Origin of the sequence: Caballeronia sp. LZ016 (assembly GCF_031450805.1) — a bacterium.
GTDB lineage: Bacteria > Pseudomonadota > Gammaproteobacteria > Burkholderiales > Burkholderiaceae > Caballeronia.
Genome location: NZ_JARTVY010000001.1, coordinates 694,206 through 718,424 on the forward strand (window position 1 = coordinate 694,206; position 24,219 = coordinate 718,424).

The window sequence follows — 24,219 nt, forward strand, 5'->3', positions numbered from 1 at the left end:
CCGGCTCGCGTCACGCGCGGGCCTGGGAGCCGTTTTTGAATACAGAAGCGAATCAAGACTGGGTTGCGCGCTCGCTCGCCGCCGTATGGCATCCGTGCACCCAGATGAAACACCACGAGCGCGTGCCGCTCGTGCCGATCGCGCGCGGCAAGGGCGCGTGGCTCTACGATCACGAAGGCAATCGCTATCTCGACGCGATCAGTTCGTGGTGGGTCAATCTCTTCGGCCACGCGAACGACGACATTAACCGCGCGCTGAAAGATCAACTCGACACGCTGGAACACGCGATGCTCGCGGGCTGCACCCACGCGCCCGCCGTCGAATTGTCCGAACGTCTTTCCGCGCTCACGCAGCACACGCTCGGCCATGCGTTCTTCGCGTCGGATGGCGCGTCGGCGGTCGAGATCGCGCTGAAGATGAGCTTTCACTACTGGCGCAATCGCGGTCAGAACGAGAAGCGCGAGTTCGCGTGCCTCGCGAACAGCTATCACGGCGAGACCATCGGCGCGCTCGGCGTGACGGATGTCGCGCTTTTCAAGGACGCTTACGATCCGTTGATTCGTCACGCGCACGTGGTCGCATCGCCGGCGGCGGCGGGCGTGGACGAGGCCATCGCCGCGATGCGATCGCTGTTCGAAGCACGCGCCACGCAGCTTGCCGCCGTGATCGTCGAGCCGCTCGTGCAATGCGCGGCGGGCATGGCGATGTACGACGCGTCGTATCTCACGCGTCTGCGCGCGCTTTGCGACGAGTTCGGCGTCCACCTGATCGCCGATGAAATCGCGGTCGGCTGCGGCCGCACGGGCACGTTCTTCGCCTGCGAGCAGGCGGGCGTGTGGCCCGACTTCGTGTGCCTGTCGAAGGGCATCAGCGGCGGCTACCTGCCGCTATCCATCGTCCTCACGCGCGACGAGATTTACGCCGCCTTTTACGACGACGACGTAACGCGCGGCTTCCTGCATTCGCATTCGTACACGGGCAATCCGCTCGCGTGCCGCGCGGCGCTGGCGACGCTCGATCTGTTCGACAGCGCGAACGTGCTTGCCGCGAACAGGCGCAAGTCGGCGTTGCTGCGCGAAGCCTTGCAGCCGCTTATCCGGCATGATCGCGTGCGCAATCTGCGCGAGCGCGGGACCATCTTCGCGTTCGATGTCGATATCGACGACAAGACGTTCTCCCGCCGCTTCTTCGCCAATGCGCTGAAGCGCGAGCTGCTGATGCGGCCCATCGGCAATACGGTGTACATGATGCCGCCGTACATCCTCACCGACGACGAACTGCTCCTGCTCGCGCAACGCACGCGCGACACGCTCGACGCCACGCTTATGGAGCATGCCGCATGAGCAACACGTCGCAAGCGCTCTTCGACGCGCTGAAACAGGGTCTCGCCGATATCGACGCACGCGGTTTGCGCCGCCGCCGCCGCACCATCGACGGCGCGAACTCCGCGCACATGACCGTCGATGGCCGCGCGATGATCGGCTTCGCCAGCAACGACTATCTCGGCCTCGCCGCGCACGGTGCAATCCGCGCGGCGCTCGCGGAAGGCGCGTCGCGGTACGGCGCGGGCAGCGGCGGTTCGCATCTGCTCGGCGGCCACTCACGCGCCCACGCGCAACTGGAAGACGATCTCGCCGCGTTCTCGGGCGGTTTCGTCGACGATCCGCGCGCGCTCTACTTCAGCACCGGCTACATGGCGAACCTCGCCGTGCTGACGACGCTTGCCGGCCGCGGCACGCTCGTGTTCTCGGATGCGCTGAATCACGCGTCGCTGATCGACGGCGTGCGGCTTTCCCGCGCGCAGACGCAGATTTATCCCCATGCGGACATCGACGCGCTCGACGCCATGCTGGACGCCTCGCGCGATGAAACCGCGACGAAGCTGATCGTCACCGATTCGGTGTTCAGCATGGACGGCGACATCGCGCCGCTCGCGCGCCTCGTCGACGTGGCGCAGAAGTACGGCGCGTGGCTCGTCGTCGATGACGCGCACGGCTTCGGCGTGCTCGGTCCCGAAGGACGGGGCGCGCTCGCGCACTTTGCGCTGCGCTCGCCGCATCTCGTCTATGTCGGCACGCTCGGCAAGGCGGCGGGCGTCGCAGGCGCGTTCGTCTGCGCGGATGCGACCGTCATCGAATGGCTCGTGCAGCGCGCGCGGCCGTATATCTTCACGACGGCGTCGCCGCCTGCGGTCGCGCATGCGGTATCGGCGAGTATCGGGATCATTGCAAGCGATGAGGGCGATGCGCGACGGGCGCATCTTGCATCGCTCGTCGATACGACGCGCGCGATGCTGAAACGCACGCGCTGGCTGCCGGTCGAATCGCAGACGGCGGTGCAGCCGCTCGTCATCGGCGGCAACGATGAAACCGTCGCGCTCGCCGCCGCCCTCGATGCGCAAGGGCTATGGGTGCCGGCGATTCGTCCGCCGACGGTGCCCTCGGGCACGTCGCGTCTGCGCATTTCGCTTTCGGCCGCGCATACCGACGATGACCTTGCGCGCCTCGATCACGCTTTGAGTACGCTATGACCGCTTTATCCTTATTCGTCGCCGGAACCGATACGGAGATCGGCAAGACGTTCGTTTCGTCGGCGCTGCTGCACGGCTTGGCGCGCGCGGGCCTGCGCGCCGCCGCGATGAAGCCGATCGCCTCGGGCGCAGCCATGCGCGACGGCGTCCTTCACAACGAGGACGCCGATCAACTCGACGCCGCCGCCAACGTCGCGTTGCCGCCTCACATTCGCACGCCGTTCATGATGCGCGAGCCGATTGCGCCGCATATCGCCGCGGCGCGTGAAGGCATCGCGCTGGATATCGGGCGTATCGTGGAGGCGCATCGCTTCGCGGTGACGCAGGCGGATATCGTCGTGGTGGAAGGCGTCGGCGGCTTTCGCGTGCCGCTCGACGATAAGCACGACACCGCCGATCTCGCCGTCGCGCTGAACGTGCCGGTGGTGCTCGTCGTCGGCATGCGGCTCGGGTGCATCAGCCATGCGCTGCTGACGGTGGAAGCGATCACGTCGCGCGGGCTGACGCTCGCGGGGTGGGTCGCGAATCGCGTCGATCCCGACATGCTGTATCCGGACGAGAACGTTCGGACGCTTGAACAACTCATCGATGCGCCGCTCATCGGCGTCATCCCTCATATCGCACCGGCCGATGCGTCGCGCGCCGCCGATCATCTCGACGCGCGCCTTCTGCTCGACCGGCTTCAACCCAAGGACTGAACTCATATGACGCAGACCATGACTGCTGAAATCGCAAAGCCTATCGAAGTGCAGACGCAGACGCCCGCGCGCTGGCGCGTCGCCGATGTCGTAGCGCTCTACGAGCTGCCGTTCAACGATTTGCTGTATCGCGCGCAGACGGTGCATCGCGAGCATTTCGATCCGAACGCGGTGCAATTGTCCACGCTGTTGTCGATCAAGACTGGCGGCTGCGAGGAAGACTGCGCGTACTGTCCGCAGTCGGTGCATCACGAAACGGGCGTGAAGGCCGACAAGCTGATGGAAGTCGATGCCGTGCTGAAGGCCGCCGAGACCGCGAAGGCGAATGGCGCGACGCGGTTTTGCATGGGCGCGGCGTGGCGCAATCCGAAGGATCGACATCTGGAGCCGATCAAGCAGATGATTCGCGGCGTGAAGGCGATGGGCATGGAAACGTGCGTGACGCTCGGTATGCTGGAGGCGCATCAGGCGCAAAGCCTGCGCGATGCGGGCCTCGATTACTACAACCACAATCTCGATACGTCGCCGGAGTTCTACGGCCAGATCATCTCGACGCGCACGTATCAGGATCGGCTCGATACGCTCGAGCATGTGCGCGATGCGGGCATCAACGTGTGCTGCGGGGGGATCGTCGGGATGGGCGAATCGCGTCGCGAGCGCGCGGGACTGATATCGCAGCTGGCGAATATGGAGCCGTATCCGGAGTCGGTGCCGATCAACAATCTCGTGCAGGTCGCGGGCACGCCGCTGACGGGCACGGAGGCGCTCGATCCGTTCGAATTCGTGCGGACGATCGCGGTGGCGCGCATCACGATGCCGAAGGCGATGGTGCGGCTGTCGGCCGGGCGCGAGCAGATGGACGAGGCGCTGCAGGCGCTTTGTTTCGCGGCGGGCGCGAATTCGATCTTTTATGGCGACCAGTTGCTGACGACGAGTAACCCGCAAGCCGAGGCGGACAGGAAGCTGATCGGGCGGTTGGGGATGCGGGCGGAAGCGGCGGGGGATGTGAGCGCGAGGTAGGGAATGCGCCGGGCTCGCTACCTCGTCGCGAGCCCCGATGCGCGGCGCCATTCCAAAGCTGTTGCCTGGCCGCGCGCGAACGCAGTGCATGACCGGAAGGCGCTAATTCCGCGCGTTCCGCTTCGCTTCTCATGCCATCAGGGCAAGATGGATGCTCGTCGACCGATGCAGTCTTACGCAGCGGATTCAGTGGAGGCTTGGGCAATTAACACCGCGCCACACGTCGTTTTGTGGCCTTCGAGTGGGATAGGTTCGCCGAAGTCCAGGCTATCTTCACAGCCTTCAGCTATCGTGAAGACATGCGGATCGCACTGAGGACACGTAACCTTGTCGCCCTTGCGCGCGATAGGAATCTCGGCGCGGCTCCAGGTCGACGATGGGCTGCCTGAAACAACCTTGCCGCCGTGACTCGTCGTGTCGCCGACGACGATTTGGGCTCTGCCGTTCATCGTTGCTCGTTCCATTCAGCTTCCTCGTTGCGTGTCGCTGGCAGGAGACTGGAGGGATTTGATCGGCGGGTCCTGGTAGGTTGTGTCAATCGTGTATCCGGTTGCGCGAAGTTTCGCTTCGGTCGCAAGGCGATCCTTGTGATAGCGGGCGAGTTCCGGAGCAATGAGATCCTTCCAGTGCATGATCTTCTCCCTTTTGCCAGAAAAGAATCCAATTCCATAATTGGAGAATTCACTCTGCGCCTTGACACTAATCAGATAGGTACTCTTGCCAACGAAGCCGCCCATATTGCTTCGTGAAACGACAACCTCAAGGTACACGCCGTCTGCCTGAAATTTCCATCTGGGACCGTACCGTGTTGCAGCAGTCCATTCGTCAAGTGTAGGTGTGTAGGAAGAGTCGAGTGAGTAAAGGCCCAAGCCATCGGGGTCTGTGCCGTACGTCCACGCTTGTCTTCCGAGTAAGCGCGGGTCCAGTACATCGATGTAACGCTTCCATCCAGCAGCACGCAGCATGGCGAGGAAGCTCATCACCCGGGCGCGAGCCGCTTCATCGGTGTCGGCCTGCTGCGGGCTGACACCGAAATTGACGTTCCACTTGAAGATTCCTTCCGGAACGTCTTGATCTGCGGTACCGAGTATGGACAGAACATTTTCTACCGTAAAGCTGTGCGGTCCATGCGAGAACTCCACGTTTCCAAGTTCGCCTCCTACCCAACTGCGTTGATAAAAGGCCATGCCCGTAGGATGATTGTCGACGCTTGCGCCCGGTGCATCGATGTCTGAAAGCTGCGGGTTGCCCAGTCGAATAATGGTGAGAGGCTGAGGCATGCTGTTATCTCGTTTTGCCAATGCTGTATGAAAGTTCGAGAACGTTGCGGCCAGACCGCACACAAATATTGTTGCAAGGAGGACAGCGAAGAGCGGTGTCCGTTTCATGGTGCCATCTCCTCATCGCCCCAACTCTTGATTTCTTTCAGAAATCCGAACATCTTGTCGGTGTGTTTGCGCATAAGGTCGTCATACTTGGTCGCGGCGTCTGTGATCCACGCCATGCGTTGCTGATAGTCTTCGAGCACGAATCGATCTGGGGTATCCAACCTGAACTCGATGTCCTTCGCGTACGACACCATTCGGATACCGAGCTTGTCGGCGAAGAAGCGGATCGCCTTGCGCGCCGATGCGAAGATGTTGCCACCCGCACTGGTCGCGACGTGCCCGCCCGTGCTTTGCCATTCATCGTTGCTCGTTCCATTCAGCTTCCTCGTTGCGTGTCGCTGGCAGGAGACTGGAGGGATTTGATCGGCGGGTCCTGGTAGGTTGTGTCAATCGTGTATCCGGTTGCGCGAAGTTTCGCTTCGGTCGCAAGGCGATCCTTGTGATAGCGGGCGAGTTCCGGAGCAATGAGATCCTTCCAGTGCATGATCTTCTCCCTTTTGCCAGAAAAGAATCCAATTCCATAATTGGTGAATTCACTCTGCGCCTTGACACTAATCAGATAGGTACTCTTGCCAACGAAGCCGCCCATATTGCTTCGTGACACGACAACCTCAAGGTACACGCCGTCTGCCTGAAATTTCCATCTGGGACCGTACCGTGCTGCAGCCGTCCATTCGTCAAGTGTAGGTGTGTAGGAAGAGTCGAGGGAGTAAAGGCCCAAGCCATCGGGGTCTGTGCCGTACGTCCACGCCTGTCTTCCGAGTAAGCGCGGGTCCAGTACATCGATGTAACGCTTCCAACCAGCAGCCCGCAGCATGGCGAGGAAGCTCATCACCCGGGCGCGAGCCGCTTCATCGGTGTCGGCCTGCTGCGGGCTGACACCGAAATTGACGTTCCACTTGAAGATTCCTTCCGGAACGTCTTGATCTGCGGTACCGAGTATGGACAGAACATTTTCTACCGTAAAGCTGTGCGGTCCATGCGAGAACTCCACGTTTCCAAGTTCGCCTCCTACCCAACTGCGTTGATAAAAGGCCATGCCCGTAGGATGATTGTCGACGCTTGCGCCCGGTGCATCGATGTCTGAAAGCTGCGGGTTGCCCAGTCGAATAATGGTGAGAGGCTGAGGCATGCTGTTATCTCGTTTTGCCAATGCTGTATGAAAGTTCGAGAACGTTGCGGCCAGACCGCACACAAATATTGTTGCAAGGAGGACAGCGAAGAGCGGTGTCCGTCTCATGGTGCCATCTCCTCATCGCCCCAACTCTTGATTTCTTTCAGAAATCCGAACATCTTGTCGGTGTGATTGCGCATAAGGTCGTCATACTTGGTCGCGGCGTCTGTGATCCACGCCATGCGTTGCCGATAGTCTTCGAGCACCAATCGATCTGGGGCATCCGACCTGAACTCGATGTTCTCGGTTTTGTAGTCCGAAGTTAAGACCAACTGAAGGCCGGGAACCAACGCTCGGATAACGGGTGAAAGCGCGATATCGGAGCCGTTGGACAGACCATATTGCATGCGGTCGATCGATTGATTGATGGCCGTGTCGTCCGAAGTCCCCAAAACGGCCCGCTGTAATCCGAGCCAGCGTGCGAAGCTTGGATCATCATAGATAAGGCCCTGAAGCACCTCACCCTGTTCGTGCTGTGCGATCAGAAGCAGGTGCTTTAGAGCAATAGCGGGTCTCCTGATGTCAGTGGCAGCCTCCCATTCGCTGACCGCCCGGAAACCGTCCCTAACAATAGGCGTGCACATCAAATAACCAAGCTCAACTTTCTTAACCCCCGTCGCACCATCAACCTCATAAGGCACCTTGTTAATCGATTCCGCATACCCCTTTTGCCGCTGAAAATTAGCCTTCACTTGGGAAACGAAGTTCTCGCTGTTGCGCGATGCTGCGCATTTCTGGAATGTATCCGCGCCTGCGGCGTAAGCATAGAACCATGCGAGTACATCATTGAAGAGCCAGAGGTTCCCACGGCCCAAGCCTTCATGCAAAGCCGACCACGGCACCGCTTTCACCTGCCATTGGTGAAACGTAGCCGCCACTTGTTTGGAAGCAAATGCCCCCAGACCCAGCCAGTAGAACCGGCCGATCTTGTCGGGCTGTCCCAAATGAAAGTCTTCCAGAAACACGCGCGCATAAGCTGCCGCAATGCGTCGCGCCCGGACTTCGTAATTGCTGACGAACTCCGGCGTTTTGCTTTCCATCTGCCGATTGGAAACGTGAGGTTCACCCTCTCGATAATCCGCCATATGATTGTGCGACGGCGCACGCGTCACGAGTTGGCGCATAGCAAATTGCTGCGCGAGAGACCAAATGATGTCGCAGCTGCACCGCGCATCGACGCAAGTGTCCGATTCGGGATTAGTCGTACCGCTTACCGCGAGATTTGCTGTCACGAGAGTTCCGTTTATCGTTGTTGTTGTGTGGCCGAGTTTGCCGCCGGGCCGGAAGCACTGGCGAAATCGTCCCAATGCAGGCTGAAGTCCACGTTGTCTTGCTGCGGGGTGTTCACGCGAGGGGAGCGTCCGACGGCGTCGGTGCGGAACACATGTCCGCCCGAGGCTCCCTGAATCACATAGTCCACTCCGGGCAGCGGTTGACCCGTTGGAGAAAGCACGCGGAAAACCTGGTCGTTCGCCTGCACATCCGGCGAACCCTGCGGATTCACCCCGATGGGTTTGGGCGGCATGTTCTTAGCCTGTGCGTTAACCTCATACACGGAACCGCCCACGGTGATCTTGCCGCTCTTCAAGCTGATGTAGCTATCACCGCCCTGGATCGTCACTTCTTCGCGAGCCTTGATCGTGATGCGATTGGCCGTCTGCGTGATATCGAGCTTCGCCAGCAGATTGATGCTTTTCTTGAGCGCCTGGACGTCAATGTCCTCCGCGTACGACACCATTCGGATGCCGAGCTTGTAGGCGAAGAAGCGGATCGCCTTGCGCGCCGATGCGAAGATGTTGCCACCCGCGCTGGTCGCGACGTGCCCGCCCGCAGTCATCGTGGTATCTGCACCGCTATGCACATTCACATGACTCGCAGCGGTCTGTGCGATGTCGGCGGCTGAAGCCACGAGCACATGTGGCTTGCTCGAGCCTGCGACCGGATTAGATCCCCGAGAAGCCGCATGTTGCATCTCGGCGATCTGCGTCTTCAAGGTCTGCGTGATGTAAAGCCGATCTTGCATGTCTTGTGCATATGCCTGCACTGCAGCCTGTGCCAGCACGTCTTGTTGCTCGTTGGCTTGCGTTAAACGCTGGATTGTCTCGCCCATGTCGGCTGCAGGCGAACTCGCGCCACTACGCGCCTCCGTCGTGATCAGCATGCCTTGATTGGCCCGCAGCACGCCCCACGCATCGGTGGCCAACTCCCAGCCCAGCCCGCGCGCCTCCTGGCGCCCTTTCTGATAGACGATTCGCGTGTTGTAGCCGAGCACGAGCCGCGAGTTCGCCTGATCGCTTGCTACCTGCACCTGCTGCTTGCCGGGCGTGTCATCGGTGACGACGTAGTTGTGCCCCTGCCCTTCCAGCGCCTTGCTAACCAAGCCCGTCAGCGCCATGTTCCGCGGCAACTCGAACGGCGGCGGATTGAACTGATTGACCTTGCTCGCCATCACGAACGGCTTGTCCGGATCGCCTTCGTGATAGCCGATGGTCACTTCATCCCCGATGCGCGGCACCGAAATAAAGCTATGCGGCCCGCCATGCCACGGCAGCGACACCCGCACCCAGCAGCTCGAATTCTGGTCCATCTGACCGAGCCGGTCCCACTTGAACTGGATACGCACGCGCGCGTAGCCATCGAGCCACAGCGGCTGCTTCTCCGGCCCGACGACCACCGCGGTCTCCGGGTGCGCGCGCGGCTTCTCCATCGGCATCAGCTTGAAGAACACATCGGCCGGCTGCAGCACCATCTCTGTCACGCAGTGATACTGTGCATCGCTGCCGGGGGTGGCGGTGAGTTCATCCGGATTCTGGATGTCGATGGACGTCGACACCACCAGATACCTGTTGTTCAGCGTGCGCTCGGGATGGCCCTCGATCCTCAGCGTCCGCCCCATCGCGATGCCGCGCGCGTTCGCCGTCGCGTGAAGCCTGAAGCCCTCGCTGCGCAAGGCCTCGACTCGCACACGCGCCAGATAATCGCCTTCGTTACGATGATCGTTCGGCTGGCCGTCCAGCCCCATCGCGCCCGCGAGCGGCTGCGTGTAGTCGCCCCAGTGATACTGCGCGATGTTGTCAAACGAGGACTCGCTATGGCGCTGCTGATTCAGATCGAACGAGCCGTTCGACAGCGTGTAGTCGTAGTCGTTGACCGTCACATCACCCGGCGTGATCTGCCGCAGCACCTTCAGACTATGGATGTGCTCTTCGTCAATGCGTTTGCCCTCGGGCGAGTGATACAGTACCGAGTCGTACGCATTGCCGTGCTTCTTGTGCGAGCCGGGCGAATCGCACAGCATGAGTTTCATGCCATCGAAGTAGTAATACAGCCCCCACTCGCTCCACAGTTGCTTTAGAAATTCGTAGTCGCTTTGCCAGAACTGTCTGATGAAGTCGCGCTTCGGAAAGACATTGTTGTTCAGCGCGACGGCGGCCAGGCGCTTGTCCCACGGGAACGTGTAGCTCTTCAGCACCGCCTCCGTGACGTCCAAGACGCTCACGTCCTGGAACACCCGATTATCTCGATTTTGCGATGCCAGCCAGAGCCAAGGTCTGACCGTGAACCGGTAATAGACGCGCCGCTCATCGCTGCCGGTCTGCTGCACTTCAGTGATGAGGCCGTTGATCCTGCGCACGCCTGCGCCGACGTTGCCTGCACCCAGATTGCCGGGCAAGCCCGGAACGAAGGTTCCCTTGCCCTCAAATTCGACCTGTATTTCGATCGGTTTGCCGACCAGTTCATCGGGTTTGACGAGGTCGCGCGCATTCCAGATGCGAAACGTCGGGCTGTCGACCGAGGCCAGATCGACCTCATAGTGAAAGAGCTCCCCGAGCGCCTCGACACGTTTAACGCGCTGAGGGATGAGGATGTCGGCGCCGCCCCAGGTGGGCAGCGCCTGGCACTCGATCTTCAGCGTGCGGCTTTGCAGCGGATTGAACATCTGTTACTGCTCCCTGATTATTTTGATTAGGTCACGGTGCTTGCCGTGCAGGAATGATTTGGACGGGTTTGCTAGCGCGTTAGCCACACAACGGATCTACGCCCTGCTTTTCCAAGCGCAGTTCAAGTTCGCAAGTTCGGAGACCGGCATGCAAACGCGCGTGGGGCGACTCGCCTCGAAACCGCGCCTCAACACAGGCAGTCACGGCGGATCCGCATGCCCGGGATGCGCCGTGGCGACGGATGACTGTAATAGGGAACGAACATAGACAGGTGCCCAACTTAGCAGTGCACCCCGTAATCAGATAGAAGAATTTTCTTAAAGTGGCCGGCTTTGTGCGACGCTTCGTTAAACCAACGAATGTCAACTGTCAGTCATCTCGCGGCGCGTCGACGCCCGGGCATCGATGCAGATGACTGCTTGATAGCAACATGACGGGACTCGATCGTTTTCAGCGCGTGCGACACGACCAAACATAGAAAGGGTGATCGCCCCGCTGCTGCGCGAGCTACTCTTCCAACAGGCGTACACGGCGGCCTGCGCTTCACCCTGCGCATCGGGAAGTTTCAAGCTAGTGTGATCACTCCGCCGCCACCGTGCGACACCTTCTTGCTCGATGGTTTCTCACGCCGCATCATCGCGGCTTCAATAGGCCTTGCTCGCGAGCGAAAGAAAAATCGTAAGCAGCGGTGTGACTGTCCATGAACTCGACAGACAGGACACTCGTTGCAATTTATCAATGGCCAATTGTCTACCCGGAACGAATGGACAATGCGTCGCACTGCTTGAGGTGACGAAATGAAGTCTCTACTGCTGTCGCTACTGACACTACTAGCGCTTCGGCTCTGCCTAGTATCGATTCCAGCCAACGCCGTCCAGCCCAAGGAGCCGCCACTCATGTGCGGCGATTTGCTCAGTGAGATGAAACTGCAACGCAGCGATATCGAATTCGTACGTTGCGAGTACCAGTCCGGGGACGGCGCCGATGGCCTCAAAGCGACCTACCGCGTAGCAGGCAAGGACATCCTCAACGTCGAGAACTGGTTGATCCGCTCGGCAGGCGTCATGAGATTGCGCTTCGCCTGCTGCGGATGGGAAACAAGCGATGGCGTCATCAAAGACCGCAAAGGATCGACTTACTACATCGGAATGGGCGGCGAAGCGTATTTCGATGGCCACATGTACGACACCCGAAAAGAACTAACCAGGATGCCCTACATCAATCTATACGTGACTCACTATTTTTATTGACTCACCGTGCCGCCCACTGCGGGTGCCTAGCCGACTTCGCCGCACCCGCGAGCCGTTTCACAGACTCACTTCCTGTCCACCACCACCTGATCGAACGTCCCGCCATCGGCGAAATGCGTTTGCTGCGCCTTCTGCCAGTTCCCGAACATCTCATCCACGGTAAAGGTCTTCAGCGGCTTGAACTCGCTCGCATGTTTCGCGAGCACTTCCGCATTACGCGGCCGCAAGTGATGCCGCGCGATGATCTCCTGCGCCTGCGGCGTATAGAGGAACTCGAGATAAGCCTGCGCTTCCTTGCGCGTGCCGCGCTTGTCCACCACCTTGTCGACGATCGATACGGGCGGCTCCGCCAGCAAGCTCGCCGACGGATACACCGCATCGAAATCCTTCGCGCCCGCGCCGCTTTCGATCAGCCCGACTTCGTTCTCGAACGTCACGAGCACATCGCCGATACCGCGCTGCGTGAATGTCGTCGTCGCGCCGCGTCCGCCCGTGTCGAGCACCGGCACGTTGCGGAAAATCGCTTTCTCGAAGTCCTGCGCCTGCGCATCGGTGGCGCCCTGCTGCTTCTTGTATCCCCATGCCGCGAGATACGTATAACGCCCGTTGCCCGATGTCTTCGGATTCGCGATGATCGCCTGCACGCCGGGCCGCGCCAGATCGCTCCAGTCCTTGATGTTCTTCGGGTTGCCGTGGCGCACGAGGAAGACCATCGTCGTCGTGTACGGCGCGCTGCCGTTCGGAAGACGCGTGCGCCAGTTCGCCGGCACGAGCTGGCCGCGCTCGGCGAGCAGGTCGATATCGTTCGGCTGGTTCATCGTGACGACATCCGCCTGTAGCCCCTGCATCACCGATAAAGCCTGCGCGCTCGATGCCCCATGCGACTGCCGCACGGACACCGTCTCGCCCGTGCGCTTCTTGTAATCGGCAACGAAGGCCGCATCGATATCCTTGTACAGCTCGCGCGTCACGTCGTAAGACACGTTGAGCAAGGTCGTCTCCGCCTGAGCGGCGCCCGCCGCCATGCACCACGCCGCGCCCGCCGCGAGCGCGAGCTTCCTGAATGCCGCCATGTGGTTCCCCGAAAAAGCCGTTGCGTTAAAGAAGCGAAAGGCCGCGCGAAGGCGGCCATCGAGTGTATCGGACCGCGGGCGGCGCGCGTCATCCATACGCGTGCTCGCGCAGGAACAGGTCCTCCGCGCCGCGCTCCGCAGGCGGCGCCCAGTGCGCGAGGGTATCGACGAGATACTTCGCATGCGGCCACGGCCCATAGCCCGCCGACGTGTTGATGTGCCCGGCGTCGCCGAGATTCACAAACGCGCTGCCCAACTGCTGCGCGAGATCGCGCGCGTCGCCGAGCGGCATCCACGGATCGGTTTCGCTGCCGACGAGTATCGACGGCGCCGCAAGCCGCATCGGCTCGAAGCGGCCGGCGAGGCGAAACTTGGCCGGGCTCGCGGGCGCGACGAACAGCACGCCGACGACGTTCGCCCGCACGCGCCCGCGCAAGAGCGCATGCGCCGTCGCGAGACAGCCGAAACTGTGCGCGGCCAGCACGACAGGCCGCCGCAAATCGTCGAGCCGCGTTTCGACCGCGCTCGCCCAGGTGTCGAGCTGCGGCGCATCCCAGTCCGCCTGCTCGACGCGCGACGCCTCCACGTATTGCCGCTCCAGCCAGCTTTGCCAGTGCGCGCCCTCGCTGCCGTGCAGTCCCGGCACGGTGACGAGCATGGGCCGCCCGGATGAATCGTCGATGTTGTGCATGCCTGCCTCGCGCAGCGTTTCGGTCATTCGTCATTCTCCCGTGACGCATCGCGCGCGCGAACGATTCAATCGTCATTTCCATATGCGCGATGTGAACGCTGCGTGTATCCGCACGTAGAATGTCCCGAACCATCACACGGAGGCCGTATGTCCGATCTGCCCGACGAATCCGCCGACCGCTTCGAGCACGCGGATCATTCGCGAACGCAGCGCACGCTGCAACCGTTCCACCTCGCCTTCCCCGTCACGAGCCTGGACAACGCCCGCGCGTTCTACGGCGAACTGCTCGGCTGCCCGGAAGGCCGCAGTTCGCCCGACTGGGTCGATTTCGATTTCTTCGGTCATCAACTGGTCGCGCATCTTTCGCCGGACGAGGCGCGGCCCGCCGCGAAGAACGCCGTCGACGGCGACGACGTCCCCGTGCGCCACTTCGGCGTCGTCCTGTCGATGAGCGACTGGCGCGCGCTCGCCGAACGCCTCGAGGGCGTGGGGACGAAGTTCATCATCGAGCCGCATGTCCGGTTCAAGGGCGAAGTCGGCGAACAGGCGACGATGTTCTTTCTCGACCCGTGCGGCAACGCGCTCGAATTCAAGGCGTTCAACGACATCGGCCAGCTCTTCGCCAAATGAGCCGCATGAAGATCATCTTCTACGAACAGAACACCGACACCGGCGCCTGGCTGCGCGGTTTCGCCCGCGAGCTGCCCGGCGCGGATGTTCGCGTATGGGAACCCGGCGATACCGCGCCCGCCGACTACGCGATCGTCTGGCGCGCGCCGCGCGCATTGTTCGCCAACCGGCCCGACCTGAAGGCCGTGTTCAACCTCGGCGCGGGCGTCGATGCGATTCTCGATGTCGAGCGCAAGGAGCCGGGCCTGCTGCCGCCCAACGCGATGCTCGTGCGCCTCGAAGACACCGGCATGGCGCAACAGATGGCCGAGTACGCGACTTATGCGGTGCTGCGCTTCATGCGCCGCTTCGACGAGTACGAAGCGCTGCAGCGCGCAGGCCGCTGGGAAAAGCTGACGCAACATGCGCGCAAGGACTTCACGGTCGGCGTGCTGGGCCTCGGCGTGCTCGGCGGCGAAGTGGCGCGGAGTCTCGTGAATCTTGGCGTGCCGGTGCGCGGTTATAGCCGCACGGCGAAGGAGATCGAAGGCGTCGCGGTGTACGCGGGCCCCGGTCGGTTCGACGCCTTTCTCGACGGCGCGCACGTCCTCATCAATCTGCTGCCGCATACGCCGGATACCGAAGGCATCCTGAATGCGCGCGCGTTCGGCAGGCTCGCGCGCGGCGCCTATCTGGTGAACGTCGCACGCGGCCCGCATCTCGTCGACGCCGACCTCATCGATGCACTCGACAGCGGCCAGCTCGCCGGCGCGTTGCTCGATGTCTTCCACACCGAGCCGTTGCCGCAGGAGCATCCGTTCTGGCGGCATCCGCGCATTGGCGTGACGCCGCATATATCGGCGGAGACCTTGCGCGAAGAAAGCATCGTGCAGATCGCCGCGAAGATCAAAGCGCTCGCGCGCGGCGAGACCATCAGCGGTGTGGTGGACGTCGAGCGCGGATACTGAACGCGACCAGCACATTCGAAGGAGACAAGCATGATCCCATCCAGAGTCAAGATCGTCGAAGTCGGGCCGCGCGATGGCCTGCAGAACGAAAAGACCTTCGTGCCCACGGAAACCAAGATCGAGCTCGTGAACCGGCTCGCGCGCGCGGGCATCGTCAATGTCGAGTCGACGTCGTTCGTCTCGCCGAAATGGGTGCCGCAAATGGCCGACGCCGCCGCGCTGCTCGCCGGCATCGAGCGCAGGGCGGGCACGATCTACTCCGTGCTGACGCCGAACATGCGCGGCTTCGAAGGCGCGCTCGAAGCGAAGGCCGACGAAATCGTGATCTTCGGCGCGGCGAGCGAAGCGTTCTCGCAAAAGAACATCAACTGCAGCATCGCGGAGAGCATCGCGCGATTCGAGCCGGTCGCGAAAGCGGCGAAGGACGCGGGCATGCGCTTGCGCGCCAGCATTTCCTGCGCGCTCGGCTGCCCGTATCAGGGCGAAGTGAGCGTCGCATCCGTGGTCGATGTCGTCGAGCGCATGAAGGCGCTCGGCTGCGACGAAATCGATATCGCCGATACCATCGGCGTCGCCACGCCCGGGCGCACGCGCGAAGTCGTCGCGGCGGCATCGAAGGTGTTTCCGCGCGAGCGCCTCTCGGGACATTTTCACGATACGTACGGCCAGGCCATCGGCAATATCTATGCGGCGCTTCTCGAAGGCATCGAGATTTTTCATGCGTCGGTGGCGGGACTCGGCGGCTGTCCGTATGCGAAAGGAGCGACCGGCAACGTCGCGACCGAGGACGTCGTGTATCTGATGAACGGACTCGGCATCGAGACCGGCGTAAATCTCGACGAACTCGTTGAAATCGGCGACTTCATTTCCAGCGCGATCGGCAAGCCCAGCGCATCGCGCGCGGGCAAGGCGCTGCTCGCGAAGAAACGCGGCGAGCAAGCGTGCGCATGAAAGGACAACGACGATGATCGAACCCACTGAACTCGACGCCCTCCCCGATTCCGCGCGCCGCGTCGCGCTGCTGCTCAGGGAGCGCGGCCATCCGCATCCGGTCGTGATGCTGCCGGAGACGGGCAAGACATCGGCGGAAGCGGCGGCCGGCCTCGGCTGCTCGATTGCGCAGATCGCCAAGTCGATTCTTTTCCGACGCCGCGCAGACGACGCGCCCGTGCTCGTGATCGCAAGCGGCGCGAATCGCGTCGATGAAGCGAAGGTCGCGGCTCGCGTGGGCGCACTGGCCCGCGCGGACGCCCGGTTCGTGCGCGAGAAGACCGGCTATGCGATAGGCGGCGTCTGCCCGATCGGTCATGCGGTCGAGCCCCTCACGCTGATCGACGAAGACCTCCTCGCGCTCGAAAGTCTATGGGCCGCGGCCGGGCATCCGCATGCGGTGTTCAACCTGTCGCCGCGCGAGCTTGTCGAGCTGACGCGCGCGCCGGTCATCGACGTCGCGTTGCGCGAGACAGCGTGATGAACGGCGTGTCGTCGCCTTGCGTCGACGTGTGCCGCATGAACGCGGAAACCGGCTTCTGCGATGGCTGCCTTCGGACCATCGATGAAATCGCCGCATGGTCCGCATATGACGACGACGCGAGGCGCGCCGTGCTCGATCGCGTCGAAAGCCGCCGGCATGGCGCGCGCGTCGTGAGAATCGGCGAAGCGTTCGAAGGGACGCTTTCGCTGCCGCCCGATTCCATTCGCCAATTCGCGACGCTCGTCGATGACCGTAATCCGCTGCATCACGACGACGCCTACGCGCGCGCGAGCCGCTTCGGCGCGCTGATCGCATCCGGCACGCAGCCGACCGCGCATCTGATGGCGATGATCGCCACGCATTTCTCGCAGTACGCGCAGCCGCTGGGGCTGGAATTCGGCATCAAGCTGACGCGGGCGGTGAAAGCGAACGACGTCATCACGATGCGCTGGCGGGTCGTCGAAGCGAAGTGGAAAGCGAGCTTGGGCGGCGATCTCGTGAAGCTCGAAGGCGGCGCGGTGAATCAGGCGGGCGAAACGGTGATGAAGGCGACGGCAACCATTGTCGTGATGCCATTATGAAGACGCTCCCCGGCTCGATGACCGTCTTCGAGCGCGGCTGGCTCTCGTCGAACAACGTACTCTTCACGAGCGATGAAGGTACGGCGCTCGTCGATACGGGTTACGTGTCGCACGCGCCGCAAACGCTCGCGCTCGTGCAGCGGAAGCTCGGCGCGCGCCCGCTCGATCTCATCGTGAATACGCATCTGCATTCGGACCATTGCGGCGGCAATGCGCTGCTCCAGGCGACCTACGGCTGCGAGACGCTGATTCCGTCGGGCGAAGCGGAAGCCGTTCGCAACTGGCGCCACGACGCGCTGACCTTCGACGCAACCGGCCAGCGCTGCGACCGCTTCGGTTTTACCGGCGTCATGGAAAACGGTGCGGCGCTCAGGCTCGGCGGCGCGTCGTGGTCGGTGCTCGGCGCGCCCGGCCACGATCCGCATTCGCTGATGCTTTATTGCGCCGACGCGCGCGTGCTCATCAGCGCCGATGCGTTGTGGGAAAACGGCTTCGGCGTGATCTTTCCGGAGCTCGAGGGCGAGAGCGGCTTCGCGGAAGAACGCGCGGTGCTCGAACTGATCGCGCGGCTCGATATCGACATCGTGATTCCCGGCCACGGCGCGCCTTTCAGCGATGTCGCGCGTGCGCTCGATGTCGCATCGTCGCGGCTCGATTACTTGCAGGCCGATCCCGCGCGCAACGCGAAGAACGCGCTCAAGGTGCTGATGGTCTTCAAGCTAATGGAAGTGCGCGCGATGACCTTCGACGCGCTCGTCGCGATGACCACGCGCGCACGCGTCATGCGCGCCGCCGCCGATGCGCTCGCCCCGCCGAACGAGCGGCGCGCGTTGATCGAAAAAGTCGTGGGGGAACTGGCGAAGGCGGGTGCGGTGACGGTCAGCGCCGGTGTCGTATCGGCCAAATGACGTGAACGCGAAGCACAAAAAAGAAAGCCGCTTGTCAGCTACGGCAAGCGGCGAACATAGACGTGATCAACGTCGGGAATCATCCTAACCCGGCGCTATCGGGCGTGCATCGGTGCTTTCCCTACAGAAGTTTAACGGTCCGTTAAAGACCGAATGACGCTCCGTCTTCTTTACCGATTTCACCTCATGACGCCTCCGCTTTGAAGAACGCGAGCATCTCTTCGACGAGCATCGCGGGCTCCTCCTCGGGGATGTAATGACCGCACGGCAGGGCCCTGCCGCTCACATCGCGGGCGACGCGCCGCCATTCTTCGAGCGCGTCGAAACATCGCTCGATCACGCCTTGATTGCCCCACAGCGCGCGCAAGGGACACGCGATTCGCGCACCGCGTTCGATGTCCGCGCGATCGTGCGCGAGGTCGATGCCCGCCGACGCGCGGTAGTCCTCGCACATCGCGAAGACGGCGCCGGGCTGCGCGAGCGCATCGCGATACGCCTGCAACGCATGCGGCGCAAACGGCGCGAGGCCGGCGTGACGATTGCCCATCACGCGATCGATGTACGCATCCGGATTGCCGCCGATCAGCAGTTCCGGCAGCGGCGACGGCTGGATCAGCAGGAACCAGTGGAAGTAGGCAGTGGCGAATTCGCGGTCCGTCGCTTCGTACATCGCGAGCGTCGGCGCGATGTCGAGCAGCATCAGCCGATCGACGGCGTCGGGGAAATCCATCGCCATGCGATGCGCGACCCGCGCGCCGCGATCGTGCGCGCAGACGAGGAACCGCTCGAAGCCGAAGTGCCGCATCACCGCGATCTGGTCGGCGGCCATCGCGCGCTTCGAATACGGCGTGTGATCTTCGTCGCTCGCCGGCTTCGACGATGCGCCATACCCGCGCAGATCCGTCGCGATGACGGTGAAGTGGCGCGCCAGCACGTCGGCGCACTTGTGCCAGATCTCGTGCGTTTGCGGATGGCCGTGCAGCAGCAGAAGCGGCGGACCGTCGCCGCCCTTCGTCCCGGCGATGGCGACGCCGGCATCGCCAGCATGGATTCGAAACGGCTCGTAATCGGCGAAAGACATGATGTGTTCTTGTTGTTGCGCTGGGCTCATTGTAGGCGTGGCGTTCCGACTGCTTCTCTTCGATGGCGGCATTCGCCCCGAAACCGAAGAAGTCCTCGGGATTTGCCGGATCGCACCGAGACGCGCCATGCCTATAATCGAACGATCGTTCTGAAGCGGCGGTCCGGTGCATGCTTATAGACGCCGCTTCGGGGGCCGCAAGAACATATGTCTGGAGACTCGCGCATGGCACTCCCCGCCGTCCTGCAGAACCTCGCGTTGCCGGTCATCGGCTCGCCGATGTTCATCGTCAGTTATCCCGATCTCGTGCTCGCGCAATGCAAGGCGGGCATCGTCGGATCGTTTCCCGCGTTGAACGCGCGGCCCGCCGAGTTGCTCGACGAATGGCTCACGCAAATTCAGGCGTCGCTCGCGGCGCATCGGGCGGCGAATCCCGATGCGGTCATCGGGCCGATCGCGGTGAACCAGATCGTGCATCAGTCAAACGCGCGGCTCGAACACGACGTGCGCGTGTGCGTCAAGCATAAGGTGCCGATCTTCATCACGAGCCTGCGCGCGCCGGTCAGGGAGATGATCGACGCGGTGCATTCGTACGGCGGGATCGTGCTGCACGATGTCATCAATCTGCGTCACGCGCAAAAGGCGCTGGAAGCCGGCGTCGATGGACTGATTCTCGTCGCGGCGGGCGCGGGCGGACACGCGGGCACCACGTCGCCGTTCGCGCTCGTCGGCGAAGTGCGGCGCATCTTCGACGGGCCGATCGTGCTTTCGGGGTCCATCGCGAATGGCGGATCGATTCTCGCCGCTCAGGCGATGGGCGCGGACCTGGCCTACATGGGCACGCGCTTCATCGCGACACGCGAGGCGCACGCGCTCGAAAGCTACAAACAGGCGATCGTCGATGCCAACGCGGCCGATATCGTCTATACGAACCTGTTCACGGGCGTGCACGGCAATTACATCCGCCAGAGCATCGTGAACGCGGGGCTGGACCCGGAGGCACTGCCCGCATCCGATAAAACCGCGATGAATTTCGGCGACGGTTCCAGCAAGGCAAAAGCGTGGAAGGACATCTGGGGTGCGGGCCAGGGCGTCGGCCTGATGAACGACGTGCCGAGCGTCGCCGAACTGGTCGCGCGGCTGAGGCGCGAATACGACGACACCAAGGCGCGGCTTGCCATTCGGTGACGCGTCCTTCGTCGTCCGCATGAAAGAAAACACCGCGTACTCGACGCGGTGTTTTCGTTTGGAGCCTGCGTGAGTTAGAACTTCGCGCGGACGCCGACGCCGAAGGTATCGCCCGTCGAGATGCCCGAGTACTTGTCGTTGAGGTAGGCCGCGTAGACGTCGGTGCGCTTCGAGAGCGGATAGTCGTAACCGACAGCCCAGCTCTTGTGCGTCTGGTCGAAGCCGCCGTTGCTGCGCGAGTACGCGTAGGACGCCATCACCGTGCCCGGCCCGACCGGCACCGTCACGCCGCCCTGCCCCGTGTTGACGTGGAACGAAGTCGGCTCGATGTCGTTCTTCGTGTACATGTACTGCGCGAAGAACTTGACGTACTTCATGTCGTACGACGCGCCCAGTTGCGCGACGCTCTGGCTCTTGAAGCCCGGCGTCACGAACGCGTTCGATGTGGGCAGGTCGCCCGGCGTCGCGTTGAAGTTGACGTACTGGTACACGCCGGTCGCCGCGAACGGGCCGTGGAAGTACAGGAACTGCGCGCTCCACTTCTTCGAGCGGCCATCGCCCGCGTTATTGCCGAACGCGTACATCGCGCTGCCCGACAGGCCGTTGAAGTCCGGCGTCGTGTACTGGACCGCGTTGTTCCAGCCGGAATCGCCCGTCACGCCCTGATCGGTCCTGTACGTCGGGAACGTGCCCTGGCCGAGGAACACGTGGGAGACCATCGGCGAGAATACGTACGAGTCGACGAACGGGTTGAAGAGAATCGTCGAGACGAAGAGTTGCGTGGTCAGACGGCCAGCGGTGAACGTGCCGATGGGACCTTGAATGCCGACATACGAGTTACGGGCGAAGAACGTGTCGCCGTCGAAGCGGCCGTAACGGCCGTTCTGCGCGCGAAAGAAGCTCTCGAGGGTGAAGATCGCCTTGTAGCCGCCGCCCAGGTCTTCTGCGCCCTTCATGCCCCAGTACGACGTCGACATGCCGCCGCCGCTCACGTTCCAGGCGCGTTCGTTGCCCGGAAACTTCGTTGCGCCGACCCATTCGTCGACCTGACCATAGAGCGAAACGCTCGACTGCGCATGAGCGGCGCCTGCCGCGAGAAAGCCGATCATCGCTGCGACGACGGTCGCCTTGACCGTTGCTTTTGCCGCTTTCTGCGTCGCACGGTTGACGGTTGGCTTCATGGACTCTCCTGTCTTTGTCAAAAATTAAAAGCGTAGCGGGCGAGGGACGTTAATCGCCATCGTCTGACCGGCGTGATGGGCTTCTGGCCGAGGGCGTCGCGTGGGGAGCGGCACCATCTTTACGGACCATTTATCCGGTCAAAAATATTTCTGGTTATCGCGGGTATAGCGGTTTCAGTACTCCCTCGCGCAATCGTCGGTGACGTCGCGGCTTCGCACTCCGATTCGCGCGATGCAACGACGTGTTTTGCCGCACCGGAGCATTGAACCGGCGGGCCTGAGGACGCGATGAAAGGAGTTTGGAAACTACTGGATACACGCAATCAGCCGAAGGCCGCATTGTCCTTGCGCGCAAAAAGGAGGGGAATGTCTGGCAGGAAATGTGACGCGTCACTGTGGCGTGATTACGTCACCGTGACGCGCGCGCTGGACGCGGCTTTTATTTTTAGATAACTGCTTGCCGCCAATTATTGCCGCTGCTTTCAGTTCCGAAAGTTGGCATTGGCCGGCGCGCGGCCATCGTCGGACGGGCGGCCCTGCGAACGCGGGATGCTCCGCTCCTGGTTGTAGCGCGTGATGTCGGCGCGGATGGAGCCTGCGCCACGGAACGGCGCGGCCTGCTCGACTTGCGGAACCGGGCGCACTTCGGCGCTGACCGGCGTGAGCCCGTCTTTCGCGGCCACCGGGGTGTAGTGAAGCGACTGACGGCTGGCCGGCGAATCGGCATATACGGCGGGCGATACCCACTCGACGCGCGGACCCGCGAGCGCAAACGATCCCGCGACCGCCAGCGCAGCGAGCGCGGAAGATGCCAGAAGCCGAGTGGTTTTGCGAATGCCAGTGAGCGCCATGTCGAAACTGCCTGCATCCAACACGAGTCTTCGACCGCGCATCGAACGTGAACACGATTCGATGACGCGCGACACCGGCCGCCGTTGGAGCACGCAAGACACGGCATCGACCGATGCACCGTCTCGCCGACCGGAGTATCCACAATTTATTTCGGCGGGCCGCAGCCGTCGAGCCAAAAAGTGTTAGGCCGCCTCAATGGTTGTAACACCATGTTACGTCAGAGTTTTTTCGCTTCGCGGTCCTGAACGCGCTTGACTTTCCTAGGACGAAACGTCGTACCGGCGGCGGCATTCCTGCACGGTCTGAATGTTGCTCCACACCGCTTGGCTCCGCGACATGCCGAGATTCATGCCGAAACGGAATCAATCGAGCGAAGAAATGAATTTGCCAATTCAATCGAGTGCGAGCCAAAATCATGGTTTTCCCTGACGCGACGCAGGTTCTGGCTGCATGTGCCGCCCGGCGATCGCCCGAGTGCGAGAATTTCTGATGGCCCGGCCAAAATATCTCCCAGACAATTTCACGCTGGCGCTCGTCGGCACTGTCATCATCGCGAGCTTCCTGCCGTGTCGCGGCAGCGCGGCGGTCGCCTTCAACTGGATCACCAACGTCGCCATCGGGCTGCTGTTCTTCCTGCACGGCGCAAAGCTATCGCGGGAGGCCATTGTCGCCGGCGCGATGCATTGGCGGCTTCACCTGGTCGTGCTGCTCAGCACTTTCGTGATGTTCCCGCTGCTCGGTCTTGCACTGAAGCCCGTGCTGAGCCCGCTTGTCACGCCCGCGCTGTACGGCGGCATCCTGTTCCTTTGCACCTTGCCTTCGACGGTTCAGTCGTCCATTGCTTTCACGTCGATGGCCAAGGGCAACGTGCCCGCCGCCGTTTGCAGCGCATCGGCGTCGAGCCTGCTCGGGATCTTCATCACGCCCGCGCTCGTCGGTCTGCTGGTGAGCGATCACGGCGCGGCGAGCGGATCGCCGTGGCATACCGTCGGGAACATCGTGCTGCAATTGCTCGTGCCGTTCGTTGCCGGCCAGTTGCTGCGACCGGCCATCGGCAAATGGGTGGACCGCCACAAGGCGATGCTCAAGTTCGTCGATCAGGGCTCGATTCTGCTCGTCGTCTATGTCGCGTTCAGCGAAGCGGTCAACGAAGGCATCTGGCATTCGATCCCGCTGTCGGCGCTGGGCGGCCTCGTTGCGGTGAACATCGTCCTGCTCGCGGTTGCGCTCCTCATCACCGCGTTCGCCGCGAAAAAGCTGGGCTTCAGCCGTGCGGACCAGATCACCATCATCTTCTGCGGCTCGAAGAAAAGCCTCGCGTCGGGCATTCCGATGGCGAAGGTCATCTTCGCCACGCACGCGGTCGGCGCAGTGGTGTTGCCGCTCATGTTGTTCCACCAGATCCAGTTGATGGTCTGCGCCGTGCTCGCACAGCGCTGGGGCTCTCGCAAGACCATGGCCGAGCCGGTGCGCGACAGCAAGACCGTCGGCGCTCCGGCGCGCCGCTGATACACGCAGCATCGTTGCTCCCCCGCTTCAGCAAAGGCCGCCTCGTGCGGCCTTTTGCCATTTGAGCGCATCCGTATTGCGCCGTCGATTCAGCCGGACGTCA

The 24,219-nt window shown here is 62.3% G+C and carries 24 protein-coding genes; 13 read left to right on the forward strand and 11 right to left on the reverse strand.

Translation table 11 applies throughout. The features are described 5' to 3' along the window. Positions 1–35 precede the first annotated feature (35 nt). From P9220_RS03280 to bioB, 4 genes are read left to right on the forward strand one after another with little or no spacing between them, the layout of a single operon-like run. Positions 36–1,343, forward strand: a complete 1,308-nt coding sequence (locus tag P9220_RS03280) for an adenosylmethionine--8-amino-7-oxononanoate transaminase (RefSeq protein WP_309763567.1) — start codon at positions 36–38, stop codon at positions 1,341–1,343. Beyond that, on the forward strand, positions 1,340–2,530 hold the full coding sequence (gene bioF, locus P9220_RS03285; protein WP_309763568.1) for an 8-amino-7-oxononanoate synthase: 1,191 nt from the start codon (positions 1,340–1,342) through the stop codon (positions 2,528–2,530). Before P9220_RS03280 ends, bioF begins: the two co-directional genes overlap by 4 nt. Continuing rightward, positions 2,527–3,228: a dethiobiotin synthase gene (gene bioD / locus P9220_RS03290; RefSeq protein WP_309763569.1), complete on the forward strand. Its 702-nt coding sequence runs from the start codon at positions 2,527–2,529 to the stop codon at positions 3,226–3,228. Before bioF ends, bioD begins: the two co-directional genes overlap by 4 nt. Before the next feature lie 6 nt (positions 3,229–3,234). Further along, entirely contained in the window at positions 3,235–4,248 is a 1,014-nt protein-coding gene (gene bioB / locus P9220_RS03295) for a biotin synthase BioB (protein ID WP_404980375.1), read from the forward strand. 173 nt (positions 4,249–4,421) lie between these two features. Here bioB and P9220_RS03300 read toward each other — a convergent pair whose 3' ends face one another. The 6 genes from P9220_RS03300 to P9220_RS03325 all read right to left on the reverse strand — a co-directional run bounded on the left by P9220_RS03300 (position 4,422) and on the right by P9220_RS03325 (position 10,750). Next, the gene (locus P9220_RS03300; protein ID WP_309763570.1) at positions 4,422–4,712 is read right to left on the reverse strand and encodes a PAAR domain-containing protein; all 291 of its coding nucleotides are present in this window, start codon (positions 4,710–4,712) and stop codon (positions 4,422–4,424) included. Further along, the gene (locus P9220_RS03305) at positions 4,713–5,636 is read right to left on the reverse strand and encodes a hypothetical protein (protein ID WP_309763571.1); all 924 of its coding nucleotides are present in this window, start codon (positions 5,634–5,636) and stop codon (positions 4,713–4,715) included. Next, the gene (locus tag P9220_RS03310; RefSeq protein ID WP_309763572.1) at positions 5,633–5,797 is read right to left on the reverse strand and encodes a hypothetical protein; all 165 of its coding nucleotides are present in this window, start codon (positions 5,795–5,797) and stop codon (positions 5,633–5,635) included. Before P9220_RS03310 ends, P9220_RS03305 begins: the two co-directional genes overlap by 4 nt. A 155-nt stretch (positions 5,798–5,952) precedes the next feature. Next, a complete protein-coding gene (locus P9220_RS03315; RefSeq protein WP_309763573.1) occupies positions 5,953–6,768 on the reverse strand; it encodes a hypothetical protein in 816 nt (271 codons plus the stop codon). 104 nt (positions 6,769–6,872) lie between these two features. After that, positions 6,873–8,042, reverse strand: coding sequence for a DUF2515 family protein (locus P9220_RS03320; RefSeq protein WP_309763574.1), 1,170 nt, complete (start codon positions 8,040–8,042; stop codon positions 6,873–6,875). A gap of 11 nt (positions 8,043–8,053) precedes the next feature. Continuing rightward, positions 8,054–10,750, reverse strand: a complete 2,697-nt coding sequence (locus P9220_RS03325; protein WP_309763575.1) for a type VI secretion system tip protein TssI/VgrG — start codon at positions 10,748–10,750, stop codon at positions 8,054–8,056. 798 nt (positions 10,751–11,548) lie between these two features. Between P9220_RS03325 and P9220_RS03330 the strand changes: the two genes are divergently transcribed. Continuing rightward, positions 11,549–12,001, forward strand: a complete 453-nt coding sequence (locus P9220_RS03330) for a DUF4952 domain-containing protein (protein ID WP_309763576.1) — start codon at positions 11,549–11,551, stop codon at positions 11,999–12,001. A 65-nt stretch (positions 12,002–12,066) separates the two neighbouring features. On the opposite strand, the gene P9220_RS03335 is transcribed toward P9220_RS03330, so the two are convergent. Continuing rightward, on the reverse strand, positions 12,067–13,074 hold the full coding sequence (locus P9220_RS03335) for a sulfate ABC transporter substrate-binding protein (protein ID WP_309763577.1): 1,008 nt from the start codon (positions 13,072–13,074) through the stop codon (positions 12,067–12,069). A gap of 88 nt (positions 13,075–13,162) precedes the next feature. Beyond that, positions 13,163–13,765, reverse strand: coding sequence for an RBBP9/YdeN family alpha/beta hydrolase (locus tag P9220_RS03340; protein ID WP_404989542.1), 603 nt, complete (start codon positions 13,763–13,765; stop codon positions 13,163–13,165). A 147-nt stretch (positions 13,766–13,912) separates the two neighbouring features. Between P9220_RS03340 and P9220_RS03345 the strand changes: the two genes are divergently transcribed. Genes P9220_RS03345 through P9220_RS03370 form a run of 6 tightly spaced genes read left to right on the forward strand, consistent with a single transcriptional unit; the run spans position 13,913 to position 18,305 of the window. Then, the gene (locus P9220_RS03345) at positions 13,913–14,395 is read left to right on the forward strand and encodes a VOC family protein (protein WP_309763579.1); all 483 of its coding nucleotides are present in this window, start codon (positions 13,913–13,915) and stop codon (positions 14,393–14,395) included. 5 nt (positions 14,396–14,400) lie between these two features. Next, the gene (locus P9220_RS03350) at positions 14,401–15,342 is read left to right on the forward strand and encodes a glyoxylate/hydroxypyruvate reductase A (RefSeq protein WP_309763580.1); all 942 of its coding nucleotides are present in this window, start codon (positions 14,401–14,403) and stop codon (positions 15,340–15,342) included. Between the two features lie 30 nt (positions 15,343–15,372). Beyond that, a complete protein-coding gene (locus tag P9220_RS03355; RefSeq protein WP_309763581.1) occupies positions 15,373–16,293 on the forward strand; it encodes a hydroxymethylglutaryl-CoA lyase in 921 nt (306 codons plus the stop codon). Between the two features lie 13 nt (positions 16,294–16,306). Next, entirely contained in the window at positions 16,307–16,813 is a 507-nt protein-coding gene (locus P9220_RS03360; RefSeq protein WP_309763582.1) for a YbaK/EbsC family protein, read from the forward strand. Between the two features lie 38 nt (positions 16,814–16,851). Beyond that, positions 16,852–17,397: a DUF1289 domain-containing protein gene (locus P9220_RS03365; RefSeq protein WP_309763583.1), complete on the forward strand. Its 546-nt coding sequence runs from the start codon at positions 16,852–16,854 to the stop codon at positions 17,395–17,397. Further along, positions 17,394–18,305: an MBL fold metallo-hydrolase gene (locus P9220_RS03370; protein ID WP_309763584.1), complete on the forward strand. Its 912-nt coding sequence runs from the start codon at positions 17,394–17,396 to the stop codon at positions 18,303–18,305. The genes P9220_RS03365 and P9220_RS03370 overlap by 4 nt, the downstream gene beginning before the upstream one ends. A 184-nt stretch (positions 18,306–18,489) precedes the next feature. Here the strand turns inward: P9220_RS03370 and P9220_RS03375 are convergent, their stop codons facing one another. Continuing rightward, on the reverse strand, positions 18,490–19,386 hold the full coding sequence (locus tag P9220_RS03375; protein ID WP_309763585.1) for an alpha/beta hydrolase: 897 nt from the start codon (positions 19,384–19,386) through the stop codon (positions 18,490–18,492). A gap of 225 nt (positions 19,387–19,611) precedes the next feature. On the opposite strand from P9220_RS03375, the gene P9220_RS03380 reads away from it, so the two are divergent. Continuing rightward, positions 19,612–20,574, forward strand: coding sequence for a nitronate monooxygenase family protein (locus tag P9220_RS03380; protein WP_309763586.1), 963 nt, complete (start codon positions 19,612–19,614; stop codon positions 20,572–20,574). 74 nt (positions 20,575–20,648) lie between these two features. Here P9220_RS03380 and P9220_RS03385 read toward each other — a convergent pair whose 3' ends face one another. Both P9220_RS03385 and P9220_RS03390 read right to left on the reverse strand, forming a co-directional pair. Beyond that, a complete protein-coding gene (locus tag P9220_RS03385) occupies positions 20,649–21,683 on the reverse strand; it encodes a porin (protein WP_404989543.1) in 1,035 nt (344 codons plus the stop codon). A gap of 554 nt (positions 21,684–22,237) precedes the next feature. Continuing rightward, entirely contained in the window at positions 22,238–22,606 is a 369-nt protein-coding gene (locus tag P9220_RS03390) for a hypothetical protein (RefSeq protein ID WP_309763588.1), read from the reverse strand. Between the two features lie 490 nt (positions 22,607–23,096). On the opposite strand from P9220_RS03390, the gene P9220_RS03395 reads away from it, so the two are divergent. Next, entirely contained in the window at positions 23,097–24,116 is a 1,020-nt protein-coding gene (locus P9220_RS03395; protein WP_309763589.1) for a bile acid:sodium symporter family protein, read from the forward strand. Positions 24,117–24,219 lie beyond the last annotated feature (103 nt).